The organism is Henriciella mobilis (genome assembly GCF_003576315.1).
Classification (GTDB): domain Bacteria; phylum Pseudomonadota; class Alphaproteobacteria; order Caulobacterales; family Hyphomonadaceae; genus Henriciella; species Henriciella mobilis.
This window is the reverse complement of sequence record NZ_QWFZ01000003.1, coordinates 489,005-509,252: the sequence shown is the minus strand read 5'-3', so window position 1 is coordinate 509,252 and position 20,248 is coordinate 489,005. Positions and strand designations below refer to the sequence as shown.

The window sequence follows — 20,248 nt, the reverse complement described above, 5'->3', positions numbered from 1 at the left end:
ACGAGGCCCAAAAGACCCCGCCGGGCCGTCCACACAAGTAACAGGACGGTGTTGAGATGGCAGATGACGGATCACCGGTAACCGGAAAGCGCAGCGCGCGTAACAGCGCCATGCTTGATACGGCATTCCTTTATGGCGGCAGCGCGGTCTGGATCGAGAAGATGCAGGCCGCTTATGCCCGTGATCCCGGTTCGGTGCCGGAAAGCTGGCGGGATTTCTTCCGCGAGCTCGGCGATGGCGGCGATGCAGCCGAACGCAATGCCGATGGCGCAAGCTGGAAGCGTGATCGCTGGCCGGCCCCGGCCGATGCCGACCAGGTCGCAGCCTTTGACGGCAACTGGGCCGCGCTTGAGCCGAAGCTTCGTGACAAGATCAAGGCTGACAAGCCGGGCGCCTCGGAGGCCGATCTCGAGATCGCGGTGAAGGATTCAATCCGTGCCGTGCAGATGATTCGCGCCTACCGCGTGCGCGGCCATCTGGCTGCCCAGCTCGACCCGCTGGCCATGGAGAACAAGGACACCCAGCCCGAGCTGGATCCGGCAAGCTATGGTTTCACTGCGTCCGATATGGACCGGCGCATCTTCATCGACGGCTATCTTGGCCTCGACTATGCGACCATTCCAGAAATGGTCGACATCCTGAAGCGGACCTATTGCTCGACCATCGGTGTCGAGTTCCAGCACATCTCCAACCCGGTCGAGAAGGCCTGGCTGCAGGAGCGGATCGAGGGCCCGGACAAGGGCGTGGCGTTCACGCCGGAAGGCAAGAAGGCGATCCTCGCCAAGCTGATCGAGGCGGAAACCTTCGAGCGCTTCCTCCACCGGCGCTATCCCGGCACCAAGCGCTTCGGCCTTGATGGCGGCGAAGCAGCTGTCCCGGCGCTGGAGCAGATCATCAAGCGCGGTGGCGCGCTCGGCGTGAACGAGATCGTCATCGGCATGCCGCACCGCGGACGCCTCAACATGCTGGCCGCCGTGATGGGCAAGCCGTACGAGAAGATCTTCCACGAATTCCAGGGCGGCTCAACGCAGGGCGCTGAAGGCTTCGGCTCCGGCGACGTGAAATACCACCTCGGCGCGTCCTCCGACCGCGCCTTCGACGGCAATGACGTCCACCTGACCATGAACGCCAACCCCTCGCACCTCGAGGCGGTGAATCCGGTCGTGCTCGGCCGCGCGCGCGCCAAGCAGGCGATGGAAGCCGAAGAGACCGGCACGCTGGACCGTTCGCACAAGCTGCCATTGCTGCTGCACGGCGATGCGGCCTTTGCCGGGCAGGGCGTCGTGTCGGAATGCTTCGCGCTGTCGGGCCTGGCAGGCTATCGCACCGGCGGGACGATCCACTTTATCGTCAACAACCAGATCGGCTTCACGACGAGCCCGATGTATTCGCGCTCCTCGCCCTATCCCTCGGACGTTGCGCTGATGGTGCAGGCGCCGATCTTCCACGTAAACGGCGATGATCCCGAAGCGGTGACCTATGTCGCCAAGGTTGCGACCGAGTACCGGCAGAAATTCGGCAAGGACGTCGTCATCGACATGTTCTGCTACCGCCGGTTCGGCCACAATGAGGGTGACGAACCGATGTTCACCCAGCCGGTCATGTACACCAAGATCAAGGGCCATGAATCGACCCGCGAGATCTATGCCAAGCGCCTTGTTGAAGAGGGCCTGGTCACCGCTGACGAAGTCGAACAGCAGATCAAGGATTTCGAGGATTTCCTCGACAAGGCGTTCGAGGAAGGCAAGGGACTGAAGACCGAGAAGGCCGACTGGCTGGACGGTGAATGGTCCGGCCTCGGCCTGCCTGAGGATGATGAGCGCCGTGGCAAGACCGGCGTTGCGAAGAAGAAGCTCCAGGAAGTCGGTGAAAAGATCACCACGATCCCGGACAATGTCGATGTCCACAAGACGCTGCGCCGGGTGATCGATGCGCGCCGCGAGGCGATCACCTCCGGCAATGGTCTCGACTGGGCCACGGCCGAGCACCTGGCCTTCGCCACGCTGCTCGATGAGGGTTTCCCGGTTCGCCTGTCGGGCCAGGATTCCGGCCGCGGCACCTTCTCCCAGCGCCACAGCCACTTCGTCGACCAGCATAGCGGCGACCGCTACACGCCGCTGAACAATCTCGGGCCGGACGCCGCGCACTATGAAGTGATCGACTCGCTCCTCTCCGAGGAGGCGGTGCTGGGCTATGAGTATGGCTATTCGCTGGCCGATCCGAACTGCCTTGTCCTCTGGGAGGCGCAGTTCGGCGACTTCGCGAATGGCGCGCAGGTCTTCTTCGACCAGTTCATCTCCTCGGCCGAGCGCAAATGGCTGCGGATGAGCGGCCTGGTCTGCCTGCTGCCGCATGGCTATGAGGGCCAGGGTCCGGAGCACTCGTCTGCCCGGCTCGAGCGGTTCCTGCAGATGTGTGCCGAAGACAATATGCAGGTGGTCAATCTCACGACGCCGGCGAACTATTTCCACGCCCTGCGCCGCCAGATCCACCGCGATTTCCGCAAGCCGCTGATCATCATGACGCCGAAATCGCTTTTGCGTCACAAGCTGGCAGTGTCCTCGCTGGACGACCTGAACACCAAATCCTCCTTCCACCGCGTTCTCTGGGACGATGCCGAGACGCCGGGCCGCGAGGGCAAGGTGAAACTCGTCAAGGATGAGAAGATCCGCCGCGTCGTGCTGTGTTCGGGCAAGGTCTATTACGACCTGTTCGAGGCGCGCGAGGAAAAGGGCACCGACGACATCTACCTGCTACGCGTCGAGCAATTCTACCCCGTGCCGCGCAAGTCGCTGATCCAGGAACTGAAGCGGTTCAAGGGCGCCGAGATGGTCTGGTGCCAGGAAGAGCCGCGCAATATGGGCGGCTGGACGTTCATGCGCGATGAGATCGAGTGGACCAGCAATCAGGCCGGCTGCAAGCATCCGCGCCCGAAATATGCGGGCCGCCCGCCATCGGCGGCAACAGCGACCGGCCTGCTCGCCCAACATAACAAGGAAAAAGATGCTCTCATCGCTGCTGCGCTGGGTGACCAGCCGGTGGAAGACAGCATCGTCTCCGCCTGACCAGAACAAGATACGAAACGGACTAGACATGACTGACATTATCGTGCCGCAGCTCGGCGAAAGCGTCACCGAGGCGACCGTCGGCCAGTGGCTCAAAAAGGCAGGCGATTCGGTATCCAAGGACGAAGTCCTGGTCGAGCTTGAAACCGACAAGGTGTCTGTAGAGGTTGCCGCAACGGCAGACGGCACCCTGTCGGAAATCGTCGCCAAGGAAGGCGACACGGTCGAGATTGGCGCTGTCCTCGGCCGCCTTGGCAGCGGCAATGGCGCCGCAAAGTCCGCCAAGAGCGACGACAAGAAAAGCGAAGAGACCAAGGAAGAAGCGCCCAAGCCGAAAGCCGAACCGGCCAAGGCCTCTGGCGGTGGTGACCTGGTCGACGTGGCCGTGCCGGCCATGGGCGAAAGCGTGACCGAAGGCACGATCGGCGAGTTCCTGAAGAAGGTCGGCGACAGCGTCTCCAAGGATGAGACCATCGCCGAGATCGAAACCGACAAGGTCGCCCTTGAAGTCCCCGCCAGCGCCGATGGCACGATTGCCGAAATCCTCGTCAGCGCAGGCGACACCGTGTCGCCGGGCTCCGTCATTGCGCGGATCAGCGCCGGGGCGGGCGGTGCAGCTGCCGCATCCTCCGGGTCGAAGCCCGCCGCGGCTGCCGAATCGGCAAAGCCGGCACAGTCGACCGCCGATGACCGCCCGGTTTCCCCGTCCGTGCGCCGGATTTCATCCGAAGCCGGTGTCGATCCGCAGAACATCCCCGGCTCCGGCCGCGATGGCCGCGCGACCAAGGCCGATGCTCTGGAATTCGTGAACAAGGCGGCCCAGCCGGGCGGGTCCCAGCCGCAGCAGTCGAAAGCCCCGCGCGAGATTGGACCGCGCGAGGAGCGCGTGAAGATGACGCGCCTTCGCCAGACCATCGCCCGGCGCCTGAAAGAGGCGCAGGACACCGCCGCCATGCTGACCACATTCAACGATGTGGACATGTCTGCCGTGATGGACCTGCGCTCGCGCTACAAGGATGTCTTCCTCGAAAAGCACGGTGTGAAGCTCGGCTTCATGGGCTTTTTCGTGAAGGCCTGCGTCAATGCGCTGAAGGAAATCCCGGCGGTCAATGCCGAGATCGACGGCTCTGACATCATCTACAAGAACTTCTACGACATGGGCATCGCGGTCGGCACCGACAAAGGCCTTGTTGTGCCCGTCGTGCGCGACTGTGACGAGCTCTCGCTGGCCGGTGTCGAGAAGGCGATCGGCGAGCTTGGCAAGAAGGCCCGCGACGGCTCGCTCTCGATTGGCGACATGCAGGGCGGCACCTTCACCATCACCAATGGCGGCGTCTATGGCTCGCTGATGTCGACGCCGATCCTCAACCCGCCGCAATCGGGTGTGCTCGGGATGCACCGCATCGAGCAGCGTCCGGTAGCGATCAATGGCAAGGTCGAGATCCGCCCGATGATGTATCTCGCGCTCTCCTATGACCACCGGATCGTGGACGGCAAGGAAGCGGTGACCTTCCTGGTCCGCGTCAAGGAAGCGCTTGAAGATCCCGAGCGTATGGTGCTCGACGTCTAGGCGCTGTCAGACCAACGTCTTTGAAATGCGTCCCCTCGGCCTCGCCGCGGGGCCCATTCCCAAATTTCTCCGCAGATTACAGGGCGGGTGATGGGCACCATGGGCAAACCGTGTTGAAGTGAGCACTTAGCCATGCCGCACAATAGCAATGATCGCGGCAGCGCTAAGAATGATGCTGCTTGCAATGACCGCCACGCTCTCGACTTTTGACAAGCTTGGAAATTTCACGGTTCTCTCCTTTCAAAATCATGAAACCGAGAAAACCGATTAGTTATGTGGGGCAGGTTTTTTTGGGCAGGTCAAGCGAAAGCACGGAGGGTATGAAGGTTGGGCAGCTGACTTTTAATCAGGTGCTCTCCAAAAGATTTCCTATCTTTTTCCGTGCCTTATGTGACCCTGCTCCACAAACCGAGATGCTTAAGGGATCGAAAAAAAGCCCATTAAAACCGTGCGCTATAAGACTTTTGGTTTTGGGACTTAGTCCCACAAACCACGGCTCATCACGAATTGTTACAGGCCAGACTTCTGCCTGACACCAAGCTCTTACGCTTTGTTGTTCTCGTCGCCGTTTGGCGGGCTCGTGGAAGGGGTCTCTTCAGGGCTGACCCGACTTGGAAAGCCTTTCCTAGTCCAGCGCGCCGACATAGGGCAGGCCGCGATAGAGCCCGGCATCGTCCATACCATAGCCGACAAGAAACCGGCCCGGCGCATCGAAGGCGTGGAAGTCGACATCGTCCTCGCCTTTGGGGGCCCATGGCTTGCGCGCCAGGGCGACCGTGATCACCTCGCGCGCGCCCTTCGTCATGAGGTGCGAGCGGGCAAAGGCGAGTGTGCGGCCGGTATCGAAAACATCGTCGATCAGGAGGACGCCGCGATCCTTGACGGGCCGGACAATATCAGCGCGCACCAGCACCCGGCCGGAGCTTTCGCGCTCATCGCGATAGCTTTCCAGCCACAGCGCGTCGAGCATCGGATGGATATCGCGCCGGGCGAGCGCCTTCATCAGGTCGCTGGTGAACGGGGTGGCCCCGACCAGGATGTTGATCGCCGTCCAGTCACCCTGAAGGCGCGGCGCAAGCCGCTCGGCCAGGTCGTCCACCCGCGCCATCAATTCGTCTTCGGGCAGGACAACGTCGATTTTCGGCAGGGTCTTGGCAGTCAATCGTCCACTCCGGCTTGCAACTCGTCGTCTGAAGTCCCGGCGTCCGCCACAGATTGCGGGCCGCCGCTCGCTTCATCCTCTGTTGCGAACTGCAATTCAAGCTCGAATGCCTCGAAAGGCGGGTTTTCGACCCGGGTCGAGAAGCTGGCGGTGCGTCCGGCGGGGATCTGGCCCGGCGTGATCGGAGCAAAGGATTCGCCGATCATCGCGCCGTTCTCGTCCAGAAGCAGCACGCGCACAAAGGGCGCCCGGCGCTCGCGGCCCGACGTGTTCTCGACCTGGCCGGTGATTTCGAGGATCGGCGTCGTGCCGTCGAAATAGCGCTCGGCTTCGGTTTCGAGGAATTCCAGTCCGAACCGGTTCACGTCGAGGCCAATGGCCTTGAAGGTCGCCGCCGATTGCGGCCAAGCCTCCACGACCCGGTCGCGGAAGACGATACCGCCGGCCAGCGTTGCACCGAACAGGCTGCCAACAATCAGCCAGGCCATGACCGCGGCCGAGCGGCTGGCACGCAGGCGCCGCTGGCGGACTTTTTCACGATACGCCTCATGCGCCCCGGCAATCGGGCCCTTTTCGCCCTCGGCCTGTCCTTCCGGCCCGACAAACCATGAGTGATCGCAGGCAGCGCACTTCACCGTGCGGCCCGATTCACCAATTGTCGATTCATCGGCGAAATACTGTGTCTCGCAGTTCGGGCAGGTGAGGATCATGGCTTGGACATTCGCGCAATTCGCTGGAATAGTCGATTACAACCTTGCAGGATTGAAAGGTCGTTAATGAACCGTTTCAACCCGGATATGACCGGAGAGCCGGCGGTCGAACTCAATGCGGTGTCGCTTCGCTACGACACGGCGGACGAAGTGCTCAGTGACGTGAATATCCGCTTGCGGCCAGGCTCATTCACCTTCCTGACCGGTGCATCGGGGGCCGGCAAGTCCTCTCTGCTGAAGCTGATCTACCTCGCGCATGCGCCGACGCGCGGGGAAGTACGCCTGTTCGGCCAGTCCACCGGCATGCTGAAGCGCCGACAGCTGTCCGCACTGCGGCGCCGGATCGGCGTTGTCTTTCAGGACTTCCGCCTGCTGGAGCACCTGACGAGTTTCGAGAATGTCGCCCTGCCGCTTCGCGTGCTCGGCCAGAAGCCGGAGCAGTACCGCGACGAGGTCGCCGACCTGTTGCGCTGGGTCGGCCTCGGGGAACGGATGCATGCGCTGCCGCAGTCCCTCTCTGGCGGGGAGCAGCAGCGCCTGTCGATTGCGCGGGCCCTGATCAACAAGCCCAACCTGCTGGTCGCCGACGAGCCGACCGGCAATGTCGACCCGGAAATGGGCAAACGCATCTTCCGCCTGTTCGTCGAACTTAATCGGCGCCTCAACACGACGATCATCATTGCGACCCATGATCTCGGACTGATCCGGGAGTTTGAAGCCCCGGTCCTTCGCCTGCAGCATGGCCTTATCGTTCAAGACGTGGAACACCAGCCAGCCTGATGCCCAAGCCCACACCCCTCCTGCCGGAAAGCGATGCCCGGGAAGCGGCGCTGTTTTTTGTCGTGGCCGCGCTGTGTTTCCTGGCGGTGCTCGCCACGCTGACGGCTCGTGGGACCTATACGGCCGCGCGGGCCTGGTCGGCGCAGGTCGAGGGCGAGATGACAGTACGCCTGAGCGACACTGACCGGCGCGGGGCCGAAGAAGCGGCGACTATCATTCGCGGGATGAGCGGGGTCCGCTCGGCCGACGTGCTCTCGCAGGAGGATCTGGAGCGGCTGCTGGAGCCGAGCTTCGGGCCGGGCGGCATCCCGGCCGGCGTGCCGATGCCCTTGCTGATCGCCGTCGAGACCGCGCCCAACAGCGTCACCACCGCGCTCGCCATCACCAATGCGCTGACGGCGCAGGGCTTCAACGCCGTCGCCGAATCGCACGCCGACTACGCCGCTGAAGCAAGGAGTGCCTTGGGCACACTCCGGGTCGCGGCCATCGGCATCGTCGTCCTGCTTACCGCCACCGCCATTGCAGTCATTGCCTTTGCAACCCATGCTGCCCTGCTGGCGCGCAAGGATATTGTCGACGTGCTGCACCTGGCGGGCGCGGAAGACCGGTTCATCGCCCAGCTCTTCGAGCGGCGGTTCTGGACGCTCGGCCTCAAGGCCGGCGCGGCCGGATCGGTGGCGGCGCTCGCGGCGACGGCCTTGATCATCTTCTCAGCCCAGAGCAGCGCTTCGCAGAACCAGCTCCTGCCGCAATTATCGCTCGATTTCTGGGATCTCGTCATTCTCGCCGTCACACCAATTGCTGCGGGACTCGCGGCGCGGCTGGCGGCTGGCGGAACGGTCAATCACGCGCTAAAGGCGGTGTTGTGAACACGCTCCGGTCTATTGTTTTCGTTGTCTGGCTGTATGCCGGTATGGCCGTAATCGGCATCGGTGCACTGCCGACCATGCTGCTGCCGCGCCGGATCGCCCTGGGTGCGATCGCCTTGTACGCGCAGTATATTCGCGTCGGCCTGCGGATCATCTGCGGCATCCGTGTCGAGCTGCGCGGGCGGGAGAACATTCCGGACGGGCCGCTCCTCGTCGCCGGCAAGCACCAGTCCATGCTGGACGTCTTCATTCCCTTCATCCTGTTCCGTGACCCGGCCGTGATCATGAAGCGCGAATTGCTCTGGTACCCGGCGCTCGGCTGGTATGCGCTGAAGACACGGATGGTCGCAATTGACCGGGCGGGTACGTCGAAGACGCTGAAAATGATGCTGAAACAGGGCGAGGCCTGCGCCAAAGCCGGCCGCCAGCTGCTCATCTATCCGGAAGGTACGCGCACGAAGCCCGGCGATGCGCCGGACTACAAGTCGGCCGGCCTCACCGCGCTCTACAACCGTATGAATGTGCCCGTCCTGCCGCTTGCGACCAATTCAGGCCTCTGCTGGAAGGCGCGCGGCCTGACCCGGCGTCCGGGCCTCATCGTCTATGAAGCCCTGCCGCCGCTCGAAGCCGGTCTCGACCGCAAGACCATGTTCGCCCGTTTGCAGGAGGAGCTTGAGGCGGCGTCGAACACGCTGATCGATGAGGGCCTCGCCGTCCAGGGGCGCACCCGGGACGACCTGGCTGGATAAGCCCGCCGTTCAGTCCTTGTTGCGCAGGTAGATCGAGTTCTTCGGCTTGGAAAAGACGCGCTCCACCATCGGTTCGAAGAATTCCAGCGGTTCGCTTTCATACTCCGGGTCGAAGGCGGCCTGGTCGTATTTGTGGCAGAACTCGGCGCACCGCTGGTAATAGGGGTGGTCCTTGAACTGCTCGCGCATATTCTTGTCGAGGCCGAGATATTCGAAGAAGTAATAGCCCTGGAACACGCCATGATTGGCGACCATCCAGAGGTTTTCCTCCGACACGAAGGGCTTCAAGATCGCGGCGGCGACGTCGGGATGGTTCATGCTGCCGAGTGTGTCGCCGATATCGTGCAGCAGGGCGCAGACGACATATTCCTCGTCCCGGCCGTCGCGATGGGCGCGGGTTGCGGTCTGCAGCGAATGCTCCAGCCGATCGACCGGAAAGCCGCCAAAGTCGCCATCGAGCAGGCGCAGGTGGTCGAGGACGCGCTTGGCGAGCCCCTTGTTGAAGATGCGCGAGTGCTCCGCGATAATTTCCCAGTCTTCCTTCGTGCCTTCCAGCATTTCGCGGAACTGGGCGCGCCCGCCTGCTGCGTGTCCGTCAGCCATGGTTTCCTCCGGTTTATCTGTTCTGCCGGGCAGGATACCGTCTCTGGCAACTTGTTCAATCTCCATGACACGGGATCTGCCCTTCGACATGACCGGACCCAGCAGCGAGACCTTGATTGAAGCCTGCGAACACCTGTCTGCCCGCGATGCGGCGCTGGCGCGTGCCTTTGCTGACTATGGCGTGCCTGCATGGCGTACGGCAGAGCCTGCCTATGCCACCATTGCCCGCATGATTGCCTTCCAGCAGATCACGACCAAGGCCGCGCGGACCATCTGGGACCGGGTCGAGGCGCAGCTTGGCACGGTCTGCACCGAGGCTGTGCTCGGCGAGGATGAAGACGCCCTGCGCACCTGCGGCCTGTCACGCCCGAAAATCCGGCATCTGCGCTCGATTGCCGAAGCCGTCGAAAGCGGCGCCCTCGACCTTGAACGGGTCCACGCCGCCGAAATGGACGAGGCGCGTGCTGAACTCGTTGCGGTGAAAGGGATCGGACCGTGGACGGCGGACTTGTTCCTGATGGCGTGCGGACGGCTGGATGCTTTTCCGGCGGGCGATGTCGGCCTGATGGAGGCCTATCGCCTGTTGCGTGACCACGATGAGCGCATGGAGTCGAAGGCCTTCACTACGCTGGCTGATTCGTGGCGGCCCTATCGCGGTGTCGCGGCGCACCTGCTCTGGGCGTGGATCAATGCCGAGCGGGCGAAGAATTATGCTGCTGACGGCGGTGGCTGATCCCAGCAGTGGCAACAGGTTCGGGGATTTATGCCCTCCAGCTCTAGCCAAAGTCCGAAACTGTCATAAACTCTTCGTCAGGAATCATTATTGATCCTTTCAAATCAATGGAGGTGCGTGTTCACTAGCCAGGTGCGAAAACCATTGAGCAGGACAATTGGAGGGCTGAGATATGCCTGAGGTCCTGACGAGCCCGCCCCAGGGCCGGCCAGCCCTTGTATTGAACGCGGACTACCGCCCACTCTCCTATTATCCGCTATCGCTCTGGCCCTGGCAGGACGTCGTAAAGGCCGTCTTCCTCGACCGGGTCGATATCATCGCTGAATACGATACGGTCGTGCGCTCCCCCAGTTTCGAGATGCGCCTGCCATCGGTCATCGCGCTGCGCGAATTTGTGCGCCAGGACCGCTCGCCAGCCTTCACACGGTTCAACGTCTTCCTGCGCGACGGCTTCCAGTGCGTCTATTGCGGCTCACGCGAGGAGCTGACCTTCGATCACGTCGTCCCGCGCTCCAAGGGCGGGCGCACGAGCTGGACCAATATCGCGACGGCCTGTTCGCCCTGTAACCTGAAGAAGGGCGGGCGGATGCTGTCGGAATCGGGCATGCACATCACGCGCAAACCGGTCCGGCCGTCGAATTACCAGCTGCAGGAGATCGGCCGGCGCTTCCCGCCCAACCACCTGCATGAGACCTGGATGGATTATCTCTATTGGGACGTCGAGCTGGAGCCGTAGGCCGCCCTGGGTCGTCGAAAAAAAGCCCCGCCGCCGGGAAGGCGCGGGGCTTTCGTCTGTCTGGCCGGTATTATTCGTAGGTCAGGTCACTTTTTGAGATTGTATCGATATCGGCGACGGCCTCAGGCCCAGCCTTCCGGATCTGCCCGATCTCATATTTGGTCAGGGCATCAGGGATATCGCCCTCGATCCTTGCCGATGACCTGGCATCCATTCTGGCTTTGCCGTCGAGCGCGGCGCTCTGGCCGGTGCGGTCCTCTACGGTCATGCCAGCCTGAGTTTGTGCGCGAGTATCAGCACCGGTCTTGCTGTCTGGCATGTTGTACTGGCCCGGATCGACCTTGATGTCTGCACTGACACCCGTGCGGGTTTCGGCGCCATCATTGGCAAAATCGGTTTCGATACTGGTGTCGGTATCGATTTCCGCCTCTCCGCCGACAACCTGCGCGGCAGCCGGTGTCATGGCGAAGGCGAGGGCGGTTGTTGCGCTCAGCAATGTCCGTTTCATGGCATGTCTCCTTATAGCTTTCTGCTCACTTGATTAACGGAGAGCTCGCCGCCGGTGTTCCGGTCGCCAACACGGGTTTCGGGACTGCGCTGCCAGATAGCCTGCCATGGCTGGGCTATCCGGACTGACAGAATTTATGGTAGCGCTCCCTTTTTAAACGCCGAGAATGCGGTTAGGTCTTTCGGAACAGCTGGAGGAGGCTCCCATGGCGTCAGGATTGCCGCGTCTTCGTGGACGAAATGCGAAGATCGTCGCCACGCTCGGACCCGGCAGCCGGGGCGCGCGAACCGTACAGCTCCTGGCTGAAGCGGGCGCGGATATTTTCCGGCTGAACTTCAGCCATGGCAGCCATGAAGACCATCGCCGCTCGCTTGAGGCGGTGCGCATGGCGGAAAAGGCCATCGGCCGCCCGCTTGCGGTGCTGGCGGACCTGCAGGGCCCGAAGGTCCGCGTCGGGGACTTTCCTGACGGCAAGCTGAAGCTGACATTTGGCGGCACCTACGCGCTCATTGCTGCGAGCGAGACAGACCAGCCGGAAACCATTCCGGTTCCCCACCCGGAAATTCTCGGCGCGCTGGACGTCGGCGACCGGATTCTCTGCAATGACGGCATGATCATCCTTGAGGTCATCAAGGCGGGGAAGCATCCGGTCGTGAAATCCGACCTGCCGGGGGAACTTGGCAATCGCAAGGGGTTCACCGTCCAGGGCAAGGCACTGCCCGTCTCCGCGCTGACGGAAAAGGACCGTGAGGATCTCGACTATGCGCTGGAGATTGGCGCCGACCTGATCGCGCTCAGCTTCGTGCAGTCCGTGGCCGACCTCAACGAGGCCCATGCGATCATACAGGGGCGCGCACCGCTCATCGCCAAGCTGGAAAAGCCCGCCGCTATTGCCGATCTGGATGCCGTCGTCGCGGCGGCCGATGGCGTGATGGTTGCGCGCGGCGATCTCGGCGTCGAGTTCCCCGCCGAAGAAGTCCCGATCATCCAGCGCCGTATCGTGCGAACCGCGCGCTCCAAGGGGAAGCCCGTCATCGTCGCGACCCAGATGCTGGAATCCATGATCGACAATGCCGCCCCGACGCGCGCGGAGACCGGCGACGTGGCTACCGCCGTTTATCAGGGCGTCGATGCGGTGATGCTGTCGGCGGAAACCGCGGTTGGGCGTCATCCGGCCACCGCCGTCGCCATCATGGGCAAGATCATCCAGGCGACCGAGCATGCCGAGGACTATCGCGACTCGCTTAAACAGTTCATGGGCGACCGGAGTGTGGAACTGACGGTGGACGTCATCGCACGGGCCGCCCAGTCGCTCGCCTATGCGGAAAAGGCAACAGCCCTCGCGCTGCGGACCGGCTCGGCGCTCCGTCTTGCCCAGTTCTCCAAGCATCGCGGGCGGTACATGATCCTTTACGGGTCTGCCGATGAGGCACGCCTGCGCAAGGCGCAGTTGCTCTGGGGCGTGCATCCGATCCATGTCGCAAACATCGAGGCGGGCGACTGGCCCGTCACCCTCCTGAAGACCGCCGAACTGGACGGTTCGGTCGCCTATGCGGCCTGGAAGGGCGATGATGATGAAGCGGCCTGGGAGATGGGCGTGCGGCGCGGCTAGGCTGGTGCGGCTGCGCTAGGCAACATCCGTCCACTGGCGGAACCGCTCGGCAACGGCTTCATAGACCGGCCGCTTGAACGGGACGATCAGGCCGGGAGCTTCGTTCAACCGGGCCCAGCGCCAGGCGTCGAATTCCGGCGTGTGCTTGTCGAGGCGGATGTCGCTGTCGGAGCCCTTGAATCGCAGGGCGAACCATTTCTGGCGCTGGCCGATAAAAGGCCCCGGCATCCGCCGGCGGATTTCGGCCGGAAACTCATAATGCAGCCAGTCCTCGGTCTCTTCGAGAACATCGACGAGTTTTTCCGAAACGCCGATTTCTTCTTCCAGCTCGCGCAGCGCGGCGTCGGCCGGGTCTTCACCTTCGTCGATACCGCCTTGCGGCATCTGCCATTGGAAAGCCCCGCGTCCGTTGATACGGCGCCCAAGGAAAACATGACCGGCTGCCGAGAACAGCGCGAGTCCGACATTCGGGCGGTAGAGTTTCGGGTCGAGAGCGGTCTGTGTCACCTTAGATTAGGTAGCCCTTATCCGCCGGTTTGCCCACCCTGCGCTGTATCAATTCCAGCAGTGTCGATGACCGGGGTTTCGCTCTTGATCGTCCGTGTGGCCGCCGAGACCGGGGCGAGGGCGATACCCTTTTCGTCAAGACGTGCCGTCCAGGCTTTCAGGATGTCGATGGTGATGGGATAGGCAAAGCCGGTGCCGAGTGCGCTGCCGTCTTCCATGGCCAACGCTTCGAGTTCCAGCAGCTTGGTCTCGATGTCCTCGCCATCCGGGCGGGCATCGATGGGCGTATTGGCGGTGCGAAAGCGCAGGCCGGTTTCGCTCGCGGCGTCCGGGAAGGTCGAGCGCGACAGGCTGCCATCCTCGACGAAGGCAATGCCGCGCGCTTTGAGCAGGCCGGCGAGTTGGGCGGTCGCTTCCGCTTCCGTCGCAAACTTGCTGCCCTGATAGTTGATGACGCCGAAATAGCCGGTCGCGCGGGACATCAGATAATTCAGATTGCTGGTCAGCTGGCTCTCGCTGTGGCCGCCGTAAAGCGTCTGCGGGTGCGGGCGCTCGCGTCCAAACTCGTAAGGTTCCATCGGCACTTCGAGCAGCACTTCATGGCCAGCGGCCCGGGCCTGGTCGATCCAGCCCTGCAGGTTGCGGGCGGTCGGTGCGAAGGACAGGGTGACCTCAGGCGGCAATTCCTCGATCGCCGACTGGGTGTGGCGCCAGTTGATGCCGAGGCCGCCGACCACGATTGAAACCGTGGGGCGGTTTTCAGGATTGGCGAATGGACGGGCATAGGCGCCGGCCGGAGTGCGGCCATCGTCTGCGATTTTCGGCAGGTAGCCAAGCGAGGTGCGTTCCGTCACCGCTGAGATCGGTGCGCGGGACAAAGATTTCAGTTCGCGGGTTTCCTGCCAGGACCGCCCGGCGGAAACCGAGACGCCGTTGATGCGGACGGTTTCGGCATCGTCGGCGCTGGCCGAAGCCTTCACCACAGGGGCGCTGTCACCGGAATAGGAAACGCCGAGGCTCGGCCCTGATTCGTCGCCAGAATCATCTGCCGTGCCGTCGGTCTCGCTCGCGCTGGCCGTCACGATCGGGCGCATATCGCCGTCGCTCGATGCAAAGCGTGTCTTCAGCCGTGGCCGGTCTGGGCCGGCCGGTTCGAACAGGGCGATCTGGCGGGCCGGGCTCGCCTCGCTGGCGTCGCCAGTGACATGGATGATGCCGCCGACAGACAGGGCAAGCGCTGAAAACGCCAGGAAACTCAAAGCTGTATGGGCGACTCCGCTGCGAAACGGCGACGGGTCCCTGGCCGCACGATTACTCATGAAACGCCTCTTGCAACTCGACAGAAATCTGACAGCGAACGTTCAGATTGCAGCCGATTGGTTAAGAAGTCGCAAAGACTTCTTAACCGGCGTTAGGATTGCGCGCGGCTGTCAGCTGTCCACCATGCAGGACTTCGAGCGCCCGGTCGAGCTGGTAATCCTTGCCGTCATAGTCTTCCGGTGGCTGGTCGTCCGGCAGATGCGGAATACGACGCTGGGCGCCTTCCTCATTGGAGAGGGCGTTGGGAAGGTCGGCCTCGGAATACCGGCGGATCTTGTCCAGCTGGTCTTCGGAGATGCGCGACTGGGCGACTTCCAGGTCCGGCTCGATGCCGGTCGCCTGGATGGAGCGCCCGGACGGGGTGTAATAGCGCGACGTCGTCAGCCGGATGGCGCCGCGGTCCGAGCCAAGCGGAATGACGGTCTGGACCGAGCCCTTGCCGAAGCTGGTCGTGCCGAGAATGGTGGCGCGACCACGATCCTGCAGGGCGCCGGCAACAATTTCAGAAGCTGAGGCGGACCCGTTATTGATCAGGACGACCATGGGCACGTTCTTGAACACTTCGCCGCTGCGGGCATTGTAGCGGGCGATGTCGCCCGGCCGGCGGCCGATCGTGGAGACGACTTCGCCGCCCGACAGGAACTTGTCGCTGATCGAGATGGCCTGGTCGAGCAGGCCGCCGCCATTGTTGCGAAGGTCGAGAATGATGCCTTTCGGGCGTCCGTCGATCGCGCGGCTCGATTCCTCTATGGCGTCCTCGAGCAGGTCGGTTGTGCGCTCATTGAAGGTCGAGATGCGGAAATAGGCGATATCGCCATCCTTGACTTCCCAGGTCACGGATTTCGGACGGATCACTTCGCGTTTCAGCGTGACGTCAAACGCGTCCTCGCCTTCGCGCAGCACCGTGACGATGATTTCAGAGCCGGGCGGGCCGCGCATGTCGCGCACCGCATCGTCGATGTTGAGGCCGACGATTGGCTGGCCGTTAATCGCGGTGAGCAGGTCACCGCTTTCCAGTCCGGCGCGGCTGGCGGGCGTGTCGTCCATCGGGGTGACGACCTTCACGAAGCCGTCTTCCATGGTGACCTCGATGCCGAGGCCGCCATATTCGCCGGAGGTCTGCACCTGCATCGCTTCGAAATCGTCGGCGGACATATACGAGGAGTGCGGGTCGAGCGAGCCGAGCATGCCATTGATGGCCGCTTCCATGGCTTCTGCTTCGTCGATCTCGGTGACATAGTCGGCGCGGGCGCGCGCCAAGACTTCGGCAAAGAGGTCGAGCTGTCTGTAGGTTTCCGCACGGCTGTCTGCCGGTTTCGATTCCGGCCAGGCGAAGGCTGAAACACCGACGGCCAATCCACCCAGCACCACCCCAATGGCTGCACCTGTAAGCATTGCCCGCATTGTCTGTTTCTCCCTTTCAGCGGCTCTAGCCGCCCTTCATCCAGCGCGCTGGATTCATTGGTTCGCCCGCCTTCCTGACTTCTAGATAGAGTTCAGGCGGCGGAATTTCACGGTTTGGCATGCGACCAACCGGCTCACCGGCCTTCACCGTCTGGCCGGGCGTGCCGTAAATACGGCTCATCCCGCTCAGTAGAATATGGTAGCCATCACTTGTGGAAATGATCAAGAGCTGGCCGTAAGTGCGGAACATGCCGGCATACTCGATCGTCCCGTCGACGGGGGCGACAACGCCCGAATCCGGACGCGGCTGTATGTAGAGCCCTTTCGAGGACTCCCCGTCCGGCAATTTCTGGCCCCAGCTTCGCGAGACCAGCCCGCTGACGGGGCGCAGCAGTCCGCCAATCTTGTCCTGGCCAAGCGGCGCAAGGTTTGCGGCCGCCGTTGAGGCACGCGGGGCATCGGACCGGATGCCGGAACTCGTCCGGTTGGCCGCGAGCATGATCCGTCCGTCCGGTTTCATGCCGGGGGCGCTTGGTGCGCTGTCTTCGAGGGCGACCAGCAGCTGGCGCAGCGTCTTGGCTGCGGCGCCGATCTTGTCGACCCGCATGCGCAGCAGTTCAGCCTCGTTGCTGACGCTTTCGAACTGGGCGCGCTTGGTTGCGACGAGTTGTTCGATCTCCGCCTTCTTCAGTGACAGGCGGGCTTCATTGGTCTCAAGCCGGGCTTTTTCCCGCCGGACCTGCGATTCGAGAACCTTCAGCTCGGTGATCTCGGTGGTCAGCCTGTCAGTGCGCTCTTTCAGCACGGGGGCTGTGGCACCCATGACAATGGCTGCCCGGATGGCGTCATTGGCTTCATGCGGTGAGGCGATGAGGGCAGGGGGATGGTGGCGTCCGGAGATGGCAAGACTGGCCATGATGTCTTCAAGATGCTCATCGCTGGCGATCAGTTCCTCGCGTGCGGCCCGCAGGCGCACGGAAAGGTCGATCAGCTTGCGTTCGGATGCGGCGGCCTGTTCCTCCCGGCGGCGGCTCTCCATGGCGGCAGCGATCAGGCTGGATTCGAGGTCGGCGACACTGCGAACGGCGGTGTTCTCGGCCTCTTCCAGCGCTTTCAGCTGCCGCAGGGCCGCATCGCGTTCGGCCTCAAGCGCCTTCAGCTCCTCACGCGTGAATTCGCGCGGGGTCGCCGCCAGCAGCAGGCCGGCCATGGACAGCATGAGAAGGCGCAGTCTGAATGACATTCCGTTGAGAATGCCACAAAGTGAATGACCGCAACATTAATCAGGGCGGCGCAATCAGCAGTATCCTGTGGTTTGCCGGGCGTTTATTCCTCGCCGGTCAACGCATCGATCTGAGCGGACCAGTCCCGCGTCTGCACCGCCGGGACGTCGCAGCGTCTGGAGAGGTTCCCGACAAGGGCTACGCCAAGCAGCTGGTCGAGCTGGTCGCCATGTTCAATGCCGCTATCAAGCCAGGCCTGCAGTGCATCCGAGGCCGGCGCGTCAAGCATCTGCAGCGCATAGGTTTCATCGTCTTCGAGTGTGCAGTCTTCCGGTATGCCGCTGCCATCGAAGGCTGCTCCGCGCGGAATGAGAAACAGCGTCACATCCGTCATGGCCGTGTCTGACGTGGAGATAAATTGCGCCCAGCCATAGGCGCGCGCCTCGCCAGCTTCGGCCATGAGCGCGGCCCCGTCGACATAGACCCCGCTCGCGGGCAGCACCACCTCGCTCCGTTTCCGGGTAAGGGCGGCAAGCTGGAATTCGCCCAGCGGGCCGGTTTCGGCGGAAATATCGGTGCCCGGCGCTGAAACGCGGGCGCCTGTCGCCGGCTCGCCTGATGCCAGGTAGACAACCTTACCCACGGTGGCGGGGACAATTGTCACGGTCCGATTGATGCAGCCGGGCAGGAGTGCCAGGCCGGTAAGCAGGAAGAGGCTGGTGACAGGTTTGATCATTCTGAATTCGCGCCTGGCTCAAGCGGCTGCAGCGTGACAGCCGACACGAAGAGGGCGCGCTCCTTTTCGGGCACGACCGGACGAATGGCGATATAATCGTAGCCCGGGTCGGTGCCCTGATTGCGGGCGGGTGGTTCGTAGACGAAGGAATAGTCCTGCAGGGTACGGGTCAGGTTGAAGGTCTGCCAACCGGAGCCTTCGCCGCTGCCGGCCCAGTAATGCAGGCGCATCTCGGAGGCGCCATACTTGTCTGCGGCCCGGGCGGTCACGGTCACGCGGACGGGACGGCCGGCGAAGGCGACTTCGAGATCCGGCGCGAGGACGAAATGCGGGCCCTGCAGCGGATCTTCGCTCAGCGTATCGGCCAGCGCTCCGATCCTGACGACATCGCGTCCGTCTGCGCGCATCAGGTCGATGTCGACATCGCCGCCGGCGACAATGCGGCTGAGCTGCGGCCCAGACACTTCAATGCGTGAATAGTCCGTCCCGCCACCGCTGACCGGTCCGCTCGGATCCTCGCCAAGCCCGGGCGCCAGGCCAAGGACAACCATGAAGACGGCGACCATGAAGGCTGCGATGAAAAAGACCCTGTCAGACATGCGTTCGGTGTGGTCCCGGCTTTGCGAGGGCGGTCGTGGGTGAAACAATGTTGACGGCTTGATAGCAATGGCGGCACCAAGAGGCGAGCCGAAAACCCATGAAATGTGAGGGGAATCGCGAATGACATCATCTGCGCTGAAGCGCCGGGCCAGAGAAGCCCGTGACTGGATGATCGAGTCCTGCTTTCCGCTTTGGGGCAAGGAAGGCTCGGCCGGCCACGGCCTCTTCCGCGAAGCCCTGGACATGACGCACCGACCTGTCGAGGCCGACTCGACCCGGGTACGCGTCCAGGCACGCCAGACCTATCTCTTCTGCCTGGCCCAGGATTATGGCTGGGACCGCGACCGCGCCGAACGGCTGGTGCAGATGGGCGTGAACGCGCTGAAGGGTGCGTGCCTGCGCTCCGATGGCCTGGCCGGGCGCATCCTGGCGACGGACGGGTCGGGCCTGACCGATGCGCGCGCCGACCTCTACGACACCGCTTTCGTACTGTATGCGCTCGCCAACGCCGCCCGCCGCGGACAGGAGGCAGCCCTGCCAGCGGCGCACGCCATCCTGAAATCGGTCGATACGATGCTGGCTGATACGGCGCATGGCGGCTACGCCGAGATGCTGCCGCGCGGCAGCCAGCGCCTGCAGAATCCGCACATGCACCTGCTGGAGGCCTGTCACGCGCTGCACGCCGCCGAGCCGGAGGGCGCCCACCTGAAGCGCGCCGGTGCGATCGTCGACCTGTTTGCCTCGAAAATGCTCGATCCGGACACCCACACGCTGGGCGAATATTTCCGCCCGGACTGGTCTGCTGAAACGGGTGAGGCGCATGATGTCGTTGAGCCCGGGCACCAGTTCGAATGGGTCTGGCTTTTGCAGCGGCATGCGGCGTTGACCGGGGAGGACCTCAACCCGGCCATGGTTCATCTCTACGATTTCGGTCTTCGGACGCTCGATGAGGAAGGACGCGCCTTCACGGGTGCGAAGCGTGACGGTTCCGTATGTGATCATTCGCGGCGCACCTGGATGCAGACCGAGGCGCTGAAAGCTCACCTCGCCATGCTGGAGCTCGACCGCGATGATGAGGCGCATGACCGCCGGGCCGTCCAGTGTTTCGACGTCCTGATGGACGAGTATCTGACGCCCGAAGGCGGGTGGATCGACAAATTCGATGAAGACGGCCATGTCGCAACTGAATCCATGCCCGCCTCGACCGGCTATCACGTCGTCCTGGCCTTCGATGAACTGATCCGGGTCACCGGCGTCTAGATTTCGCAAAGCTGTAGTGAATACTGCGATTGCCGGATTCTGGTGAAGGGCTGCACAGTTTCCCGTGGCGCGGGACTGCCAGGGAAGCGCGGTACGCCTTC

19 protein-coding genes are annotated in these 20,248 nt (G+C 63.0%); 9 read left to right on the top strand and 10 right to left on the bottom strand.

Going from position 1 to position 20,248, the window contains the following annotated elements:
- Window positions 1-56 precede the first annotated feature (56 nt).
- Together D1227_RS02565 and odhB are read left to right on the top strand one after the other, a co-directional pair.
- Window positions 57-3,065, top strand: a complete 3,009-nt coding sequence (locus D1227_RS02565; RefSeq protein WP_119403660.1) for a 2-oxoglutarate dehydrogenase E1 component — start codon at window positions 57-59, stop codon at window positions 3,063-3,065.
- Window positions 3,066-3,093: 28 nt separating this feature from the next.
- Window positions 3,094-4,635 (top strand): 2-oxoglutarate dehydrogenase complex dihydrolipoyllysine-residue succinyltransferase, encoded by a 1,542-nt coding sequence (gene odhB / locus D1227_RS02560; protein WP_119404011.1) that lies wholly within the window; start codon window positions 3,094-3,096, stop codon window positions 4,633-4,635.
- A gap of 625 nt (window positions 4,636-5,260) precedes the next feature.
- On the opposite strand, the gene D1227_RS02555 is transcribed toward odhB, so the two are convergent.
- Together D1227_RS02555 and D1227_RS02550 are read right to left on the bottom strand one after the other, a co-directional pair.
- On the bottom strand, window positions 5,261-5,797 hold the full coding sequence (locus tag D1227_RS02555; protein ID WP_233349464.1) for a phosphoribosyltransferase: 537 nt from the start codon (window positions 5,795-5,797) through the stop codon (window positions 5,261-5,263).
- Entirely contained in the window at window positions 5,794-6,507 is a 714-nt protein-coding gene (locus D1227_RS02550; protein ID WP_119375632.1) for an MJ0042-type zinc finger domain-containing protein, read from the bottom strand. The genes D1227_RS02555 and D1227_RS02550 overlap by 4 nt, the downstream gene beginning before the upstream one ends.
- A gap of 66 nt (window positions 6,508-6,573) precedes the next feature.
- On the opposite strand from D1227_RS02550, the gene ftsE reads away from it, so the two are divergent.
- The 3 genes from ftsE to D1227_RS02535 are packed head-to-tail and all read left to right on the top strand — an operon-like array spanning window position 6,574 to window position 8,905.
- Window positions 6,574-7,287 carry a cell division ATP-binding protein FtsE gene (gene ftsE / locus D1227_RS02545; RefSeq protein WP_119403659.1) on the top strand — a complete coding sequence of 238 codons (714 nt, stop codon included), beginning with the start codon at window positions 6,574-6,576 and terminating at the stop codon, window positions 7,285-7,287.
- The gene (locus D1227_RS02540; RefSeq protein WP_119375630.1) at window positions 7,287-8,156 is read left to right on the top strand and encodes a cell division protein FtsX; all 870 of its coding nucleotides are present in this window, start codon (window positions 7,287-7,289) and stop codon (window positions 8,154-8,156) included. Before ftsE ends, D1227_RS02540 begins: the two co-directional genes overlap by 1 nt.
- Window positions 8,153-8,905: a lysophospholipid acyltransferase family protein gene (locus tag D1227_RS02535; protein WP_119403658.1), complete on the top strand. Its 753-nt coding sequence runs from the start codon at window positions 8,153-8,155 to the stop codon at window positions 8,903-8,905. Before D1227_RS02540 ends, D1227_RS02535 begins: the two co-directional genes overlap by 4 nt.
- Window positions 8,906-8,914: 9 nt before the next feature.
- Here D1227_RS02535 and D1227_RS02530 read toward each other — a convergent pair whose 3' ends face one another.
- Window positions 8,915-9,508: an HD domain-containing protein gene (locus D1227_RS02530; protein WP_119376063.1), complete on the bottom strand. Its 594-nt coding sequence runs from the start codon at window positions 9,506-9,508 to the stop codon at window positions 8,915-8,917.
- Between the two features lie 88 nt (window positions 9,509-9,596).
- On the opposite strand from D1227_RS02530, the gene D1227_RS02525 reads away from it, so the two are divergent.
- Both D1227_RS02525 and D1227_RS02520 read left to right on the top strand, forming a co-directional pair.
- Window positions 9,597-10,241 (top strand): DNA-3-methyladenine glycosylase family protein, encoded by a 645-nt coding sequence (locus D1227_RS02525; protein WP_119404010.1) that lies wholly within the window; start codon window positions 9,597-9,599, stop codon window positions 10,239-10,241.
- A 172-nt stretch (window positions 10,242-10,413) separates the two neighbouring features.
- Complete coding sequence (locus tag D1227_RS02520; protein ID WP_119375628.1) at window positions 10,414-10,977, top strand: HNH endonuclease; 564 nt, start codon at window positions 10,414-10,416, stop codon at window positions 10,975-10,977.
- A gap of 70 nt (window positions 10,978-11,047) precedes the next feature.
- Here the strand turns inward: D1227_RS02520 and D1227_RS02515 are convergent, their stop codons facing one another.
- Window positions 11,048-11,485 carry a hypothetical protein gene (locus D1227_RS02515; protein WP_119403657.1) on the bottom strand — a complete coding sequence of 146 codons (438 nt, stop codon included), beginning with the start codon at window positions 11,483-11,485 and terminating at the stop codon, window positions 11,048-11,050.
- A gap of 205 nt (window positions 11,486-11,690) precedes the next feature.
- On the opposite strand from D1227_RS02515, the gene pyk reads away from it, so the two are divergent.
- A complete protein-coding gene (pyk, locus tag D1227_RS02510; RefSeq protein WP_233349465.1) occupies window positions 11,691-13,097 on the top strand; it encodes a pyruvate kinase in 1,407 nt (468 codons plus the stop codon).
- A gap of 15 nt (window positions 13,098-13,112) precedes the next feature.
- On the opposite strand, the gene D1227_RS02505 is transcribed toward pyk, so the two are convergent.
- The 6 genes from D1227_RS02505 to D1227_RS02480 form a co-directional block, all read right to left on the bottom strand.
- Entirely contained in the window at window positions 13,113-13,604 is a 492-nt protein-coding gene (locus D1227_RS02505; protein ID WP_119375625.1) for an RNA pyrophosphohydrolase, read from the bottom strand.
- Window positions 13,605-13,621: 17 nt separating this feature from the next.
- On the bottom strand, window positions 13,622-14,923 hold the full coding sequence (locus D1227_RS02500; protein WP_119403656.1) for a divergent polysaccharide deacetylase family protein: 1,302 nt from the start codon (window positions 14,921-14,923) through the stop codon (window positions 13,622-13,624).
- An 82-nt stretch (window positions 14,924-15,005) separates the two neighbouring features.
- Window positions 15,006-16,328 carry a S41 family peptidase gene (locus tag D1227_RS02495; RefSeq protein ID WP_233349467.1) on the bottom strand — a complete coding sequence of 441 codons (1,323 nt, stop codon included), beginning with the start codon at window positions 16,326-16,328 and terminating at the stop codon, window positions 15,006-15,008.
- Window positions 16,329-16,353: 25 nt separating this feature from the next.
- Window positions 16,354-17,571: a murein hydrolase activator EnvC family protein gene (locus D1227_RS02490; RefSeq protein WP_119403655.1), complete on the bottom strand. Its 1,218-nt coding sequence runs from the start codon at window positions 17,569-17,571 to the stop codon at window positions 16,354-16,356.
- A gap of 83 nt (window positions 17,572-17,654) precedes the next feature.
- On the bottom strand, window positions 17,655-18,287 hold the full coding sequence (locus D1227_RS02485; protein ID WP_119403654.1) for a hypothetical protein: 633 nt from the start codon (window positions 18,285-18,287) through the stop codon (window positions 17,655-17,657).
- On the bottom strand, window positions 18,284-18,886 hold the full coding sequence (locus tag D1227_RS02480; RefSeq protein ID WP_119375621.1) for a hypothetical protein: 603 nt from the start codon (window positions 18,884-18,886) through the stop codon (window positions 18,284-18,286). The genes D1227_RS02485 and D1227_RS02480 overlap by 4 nt, the downstream gene beginning before the upstream one ends.
- A gap of 121 nt (window positions 18,887-19,007) precedes the next feature.
- Here D1227_RS02480 and D1227_RS02475 point away from each other — a divergent pair, with 121 nt between their 5' ends.
- Window positions 19,008-20,147, top strand: coding sequence for an AGE family epimerase/isomerase (locus D1227_RS02475; protein ID WP_119403653.1), 1,140 nt, complete (start codon window positions 19,008-19,010; stop codon window positions 20,145-20,147).
- The last annotated feature ends 101 nt before the right edge of the window (window positions 20,148-20,248 follow it).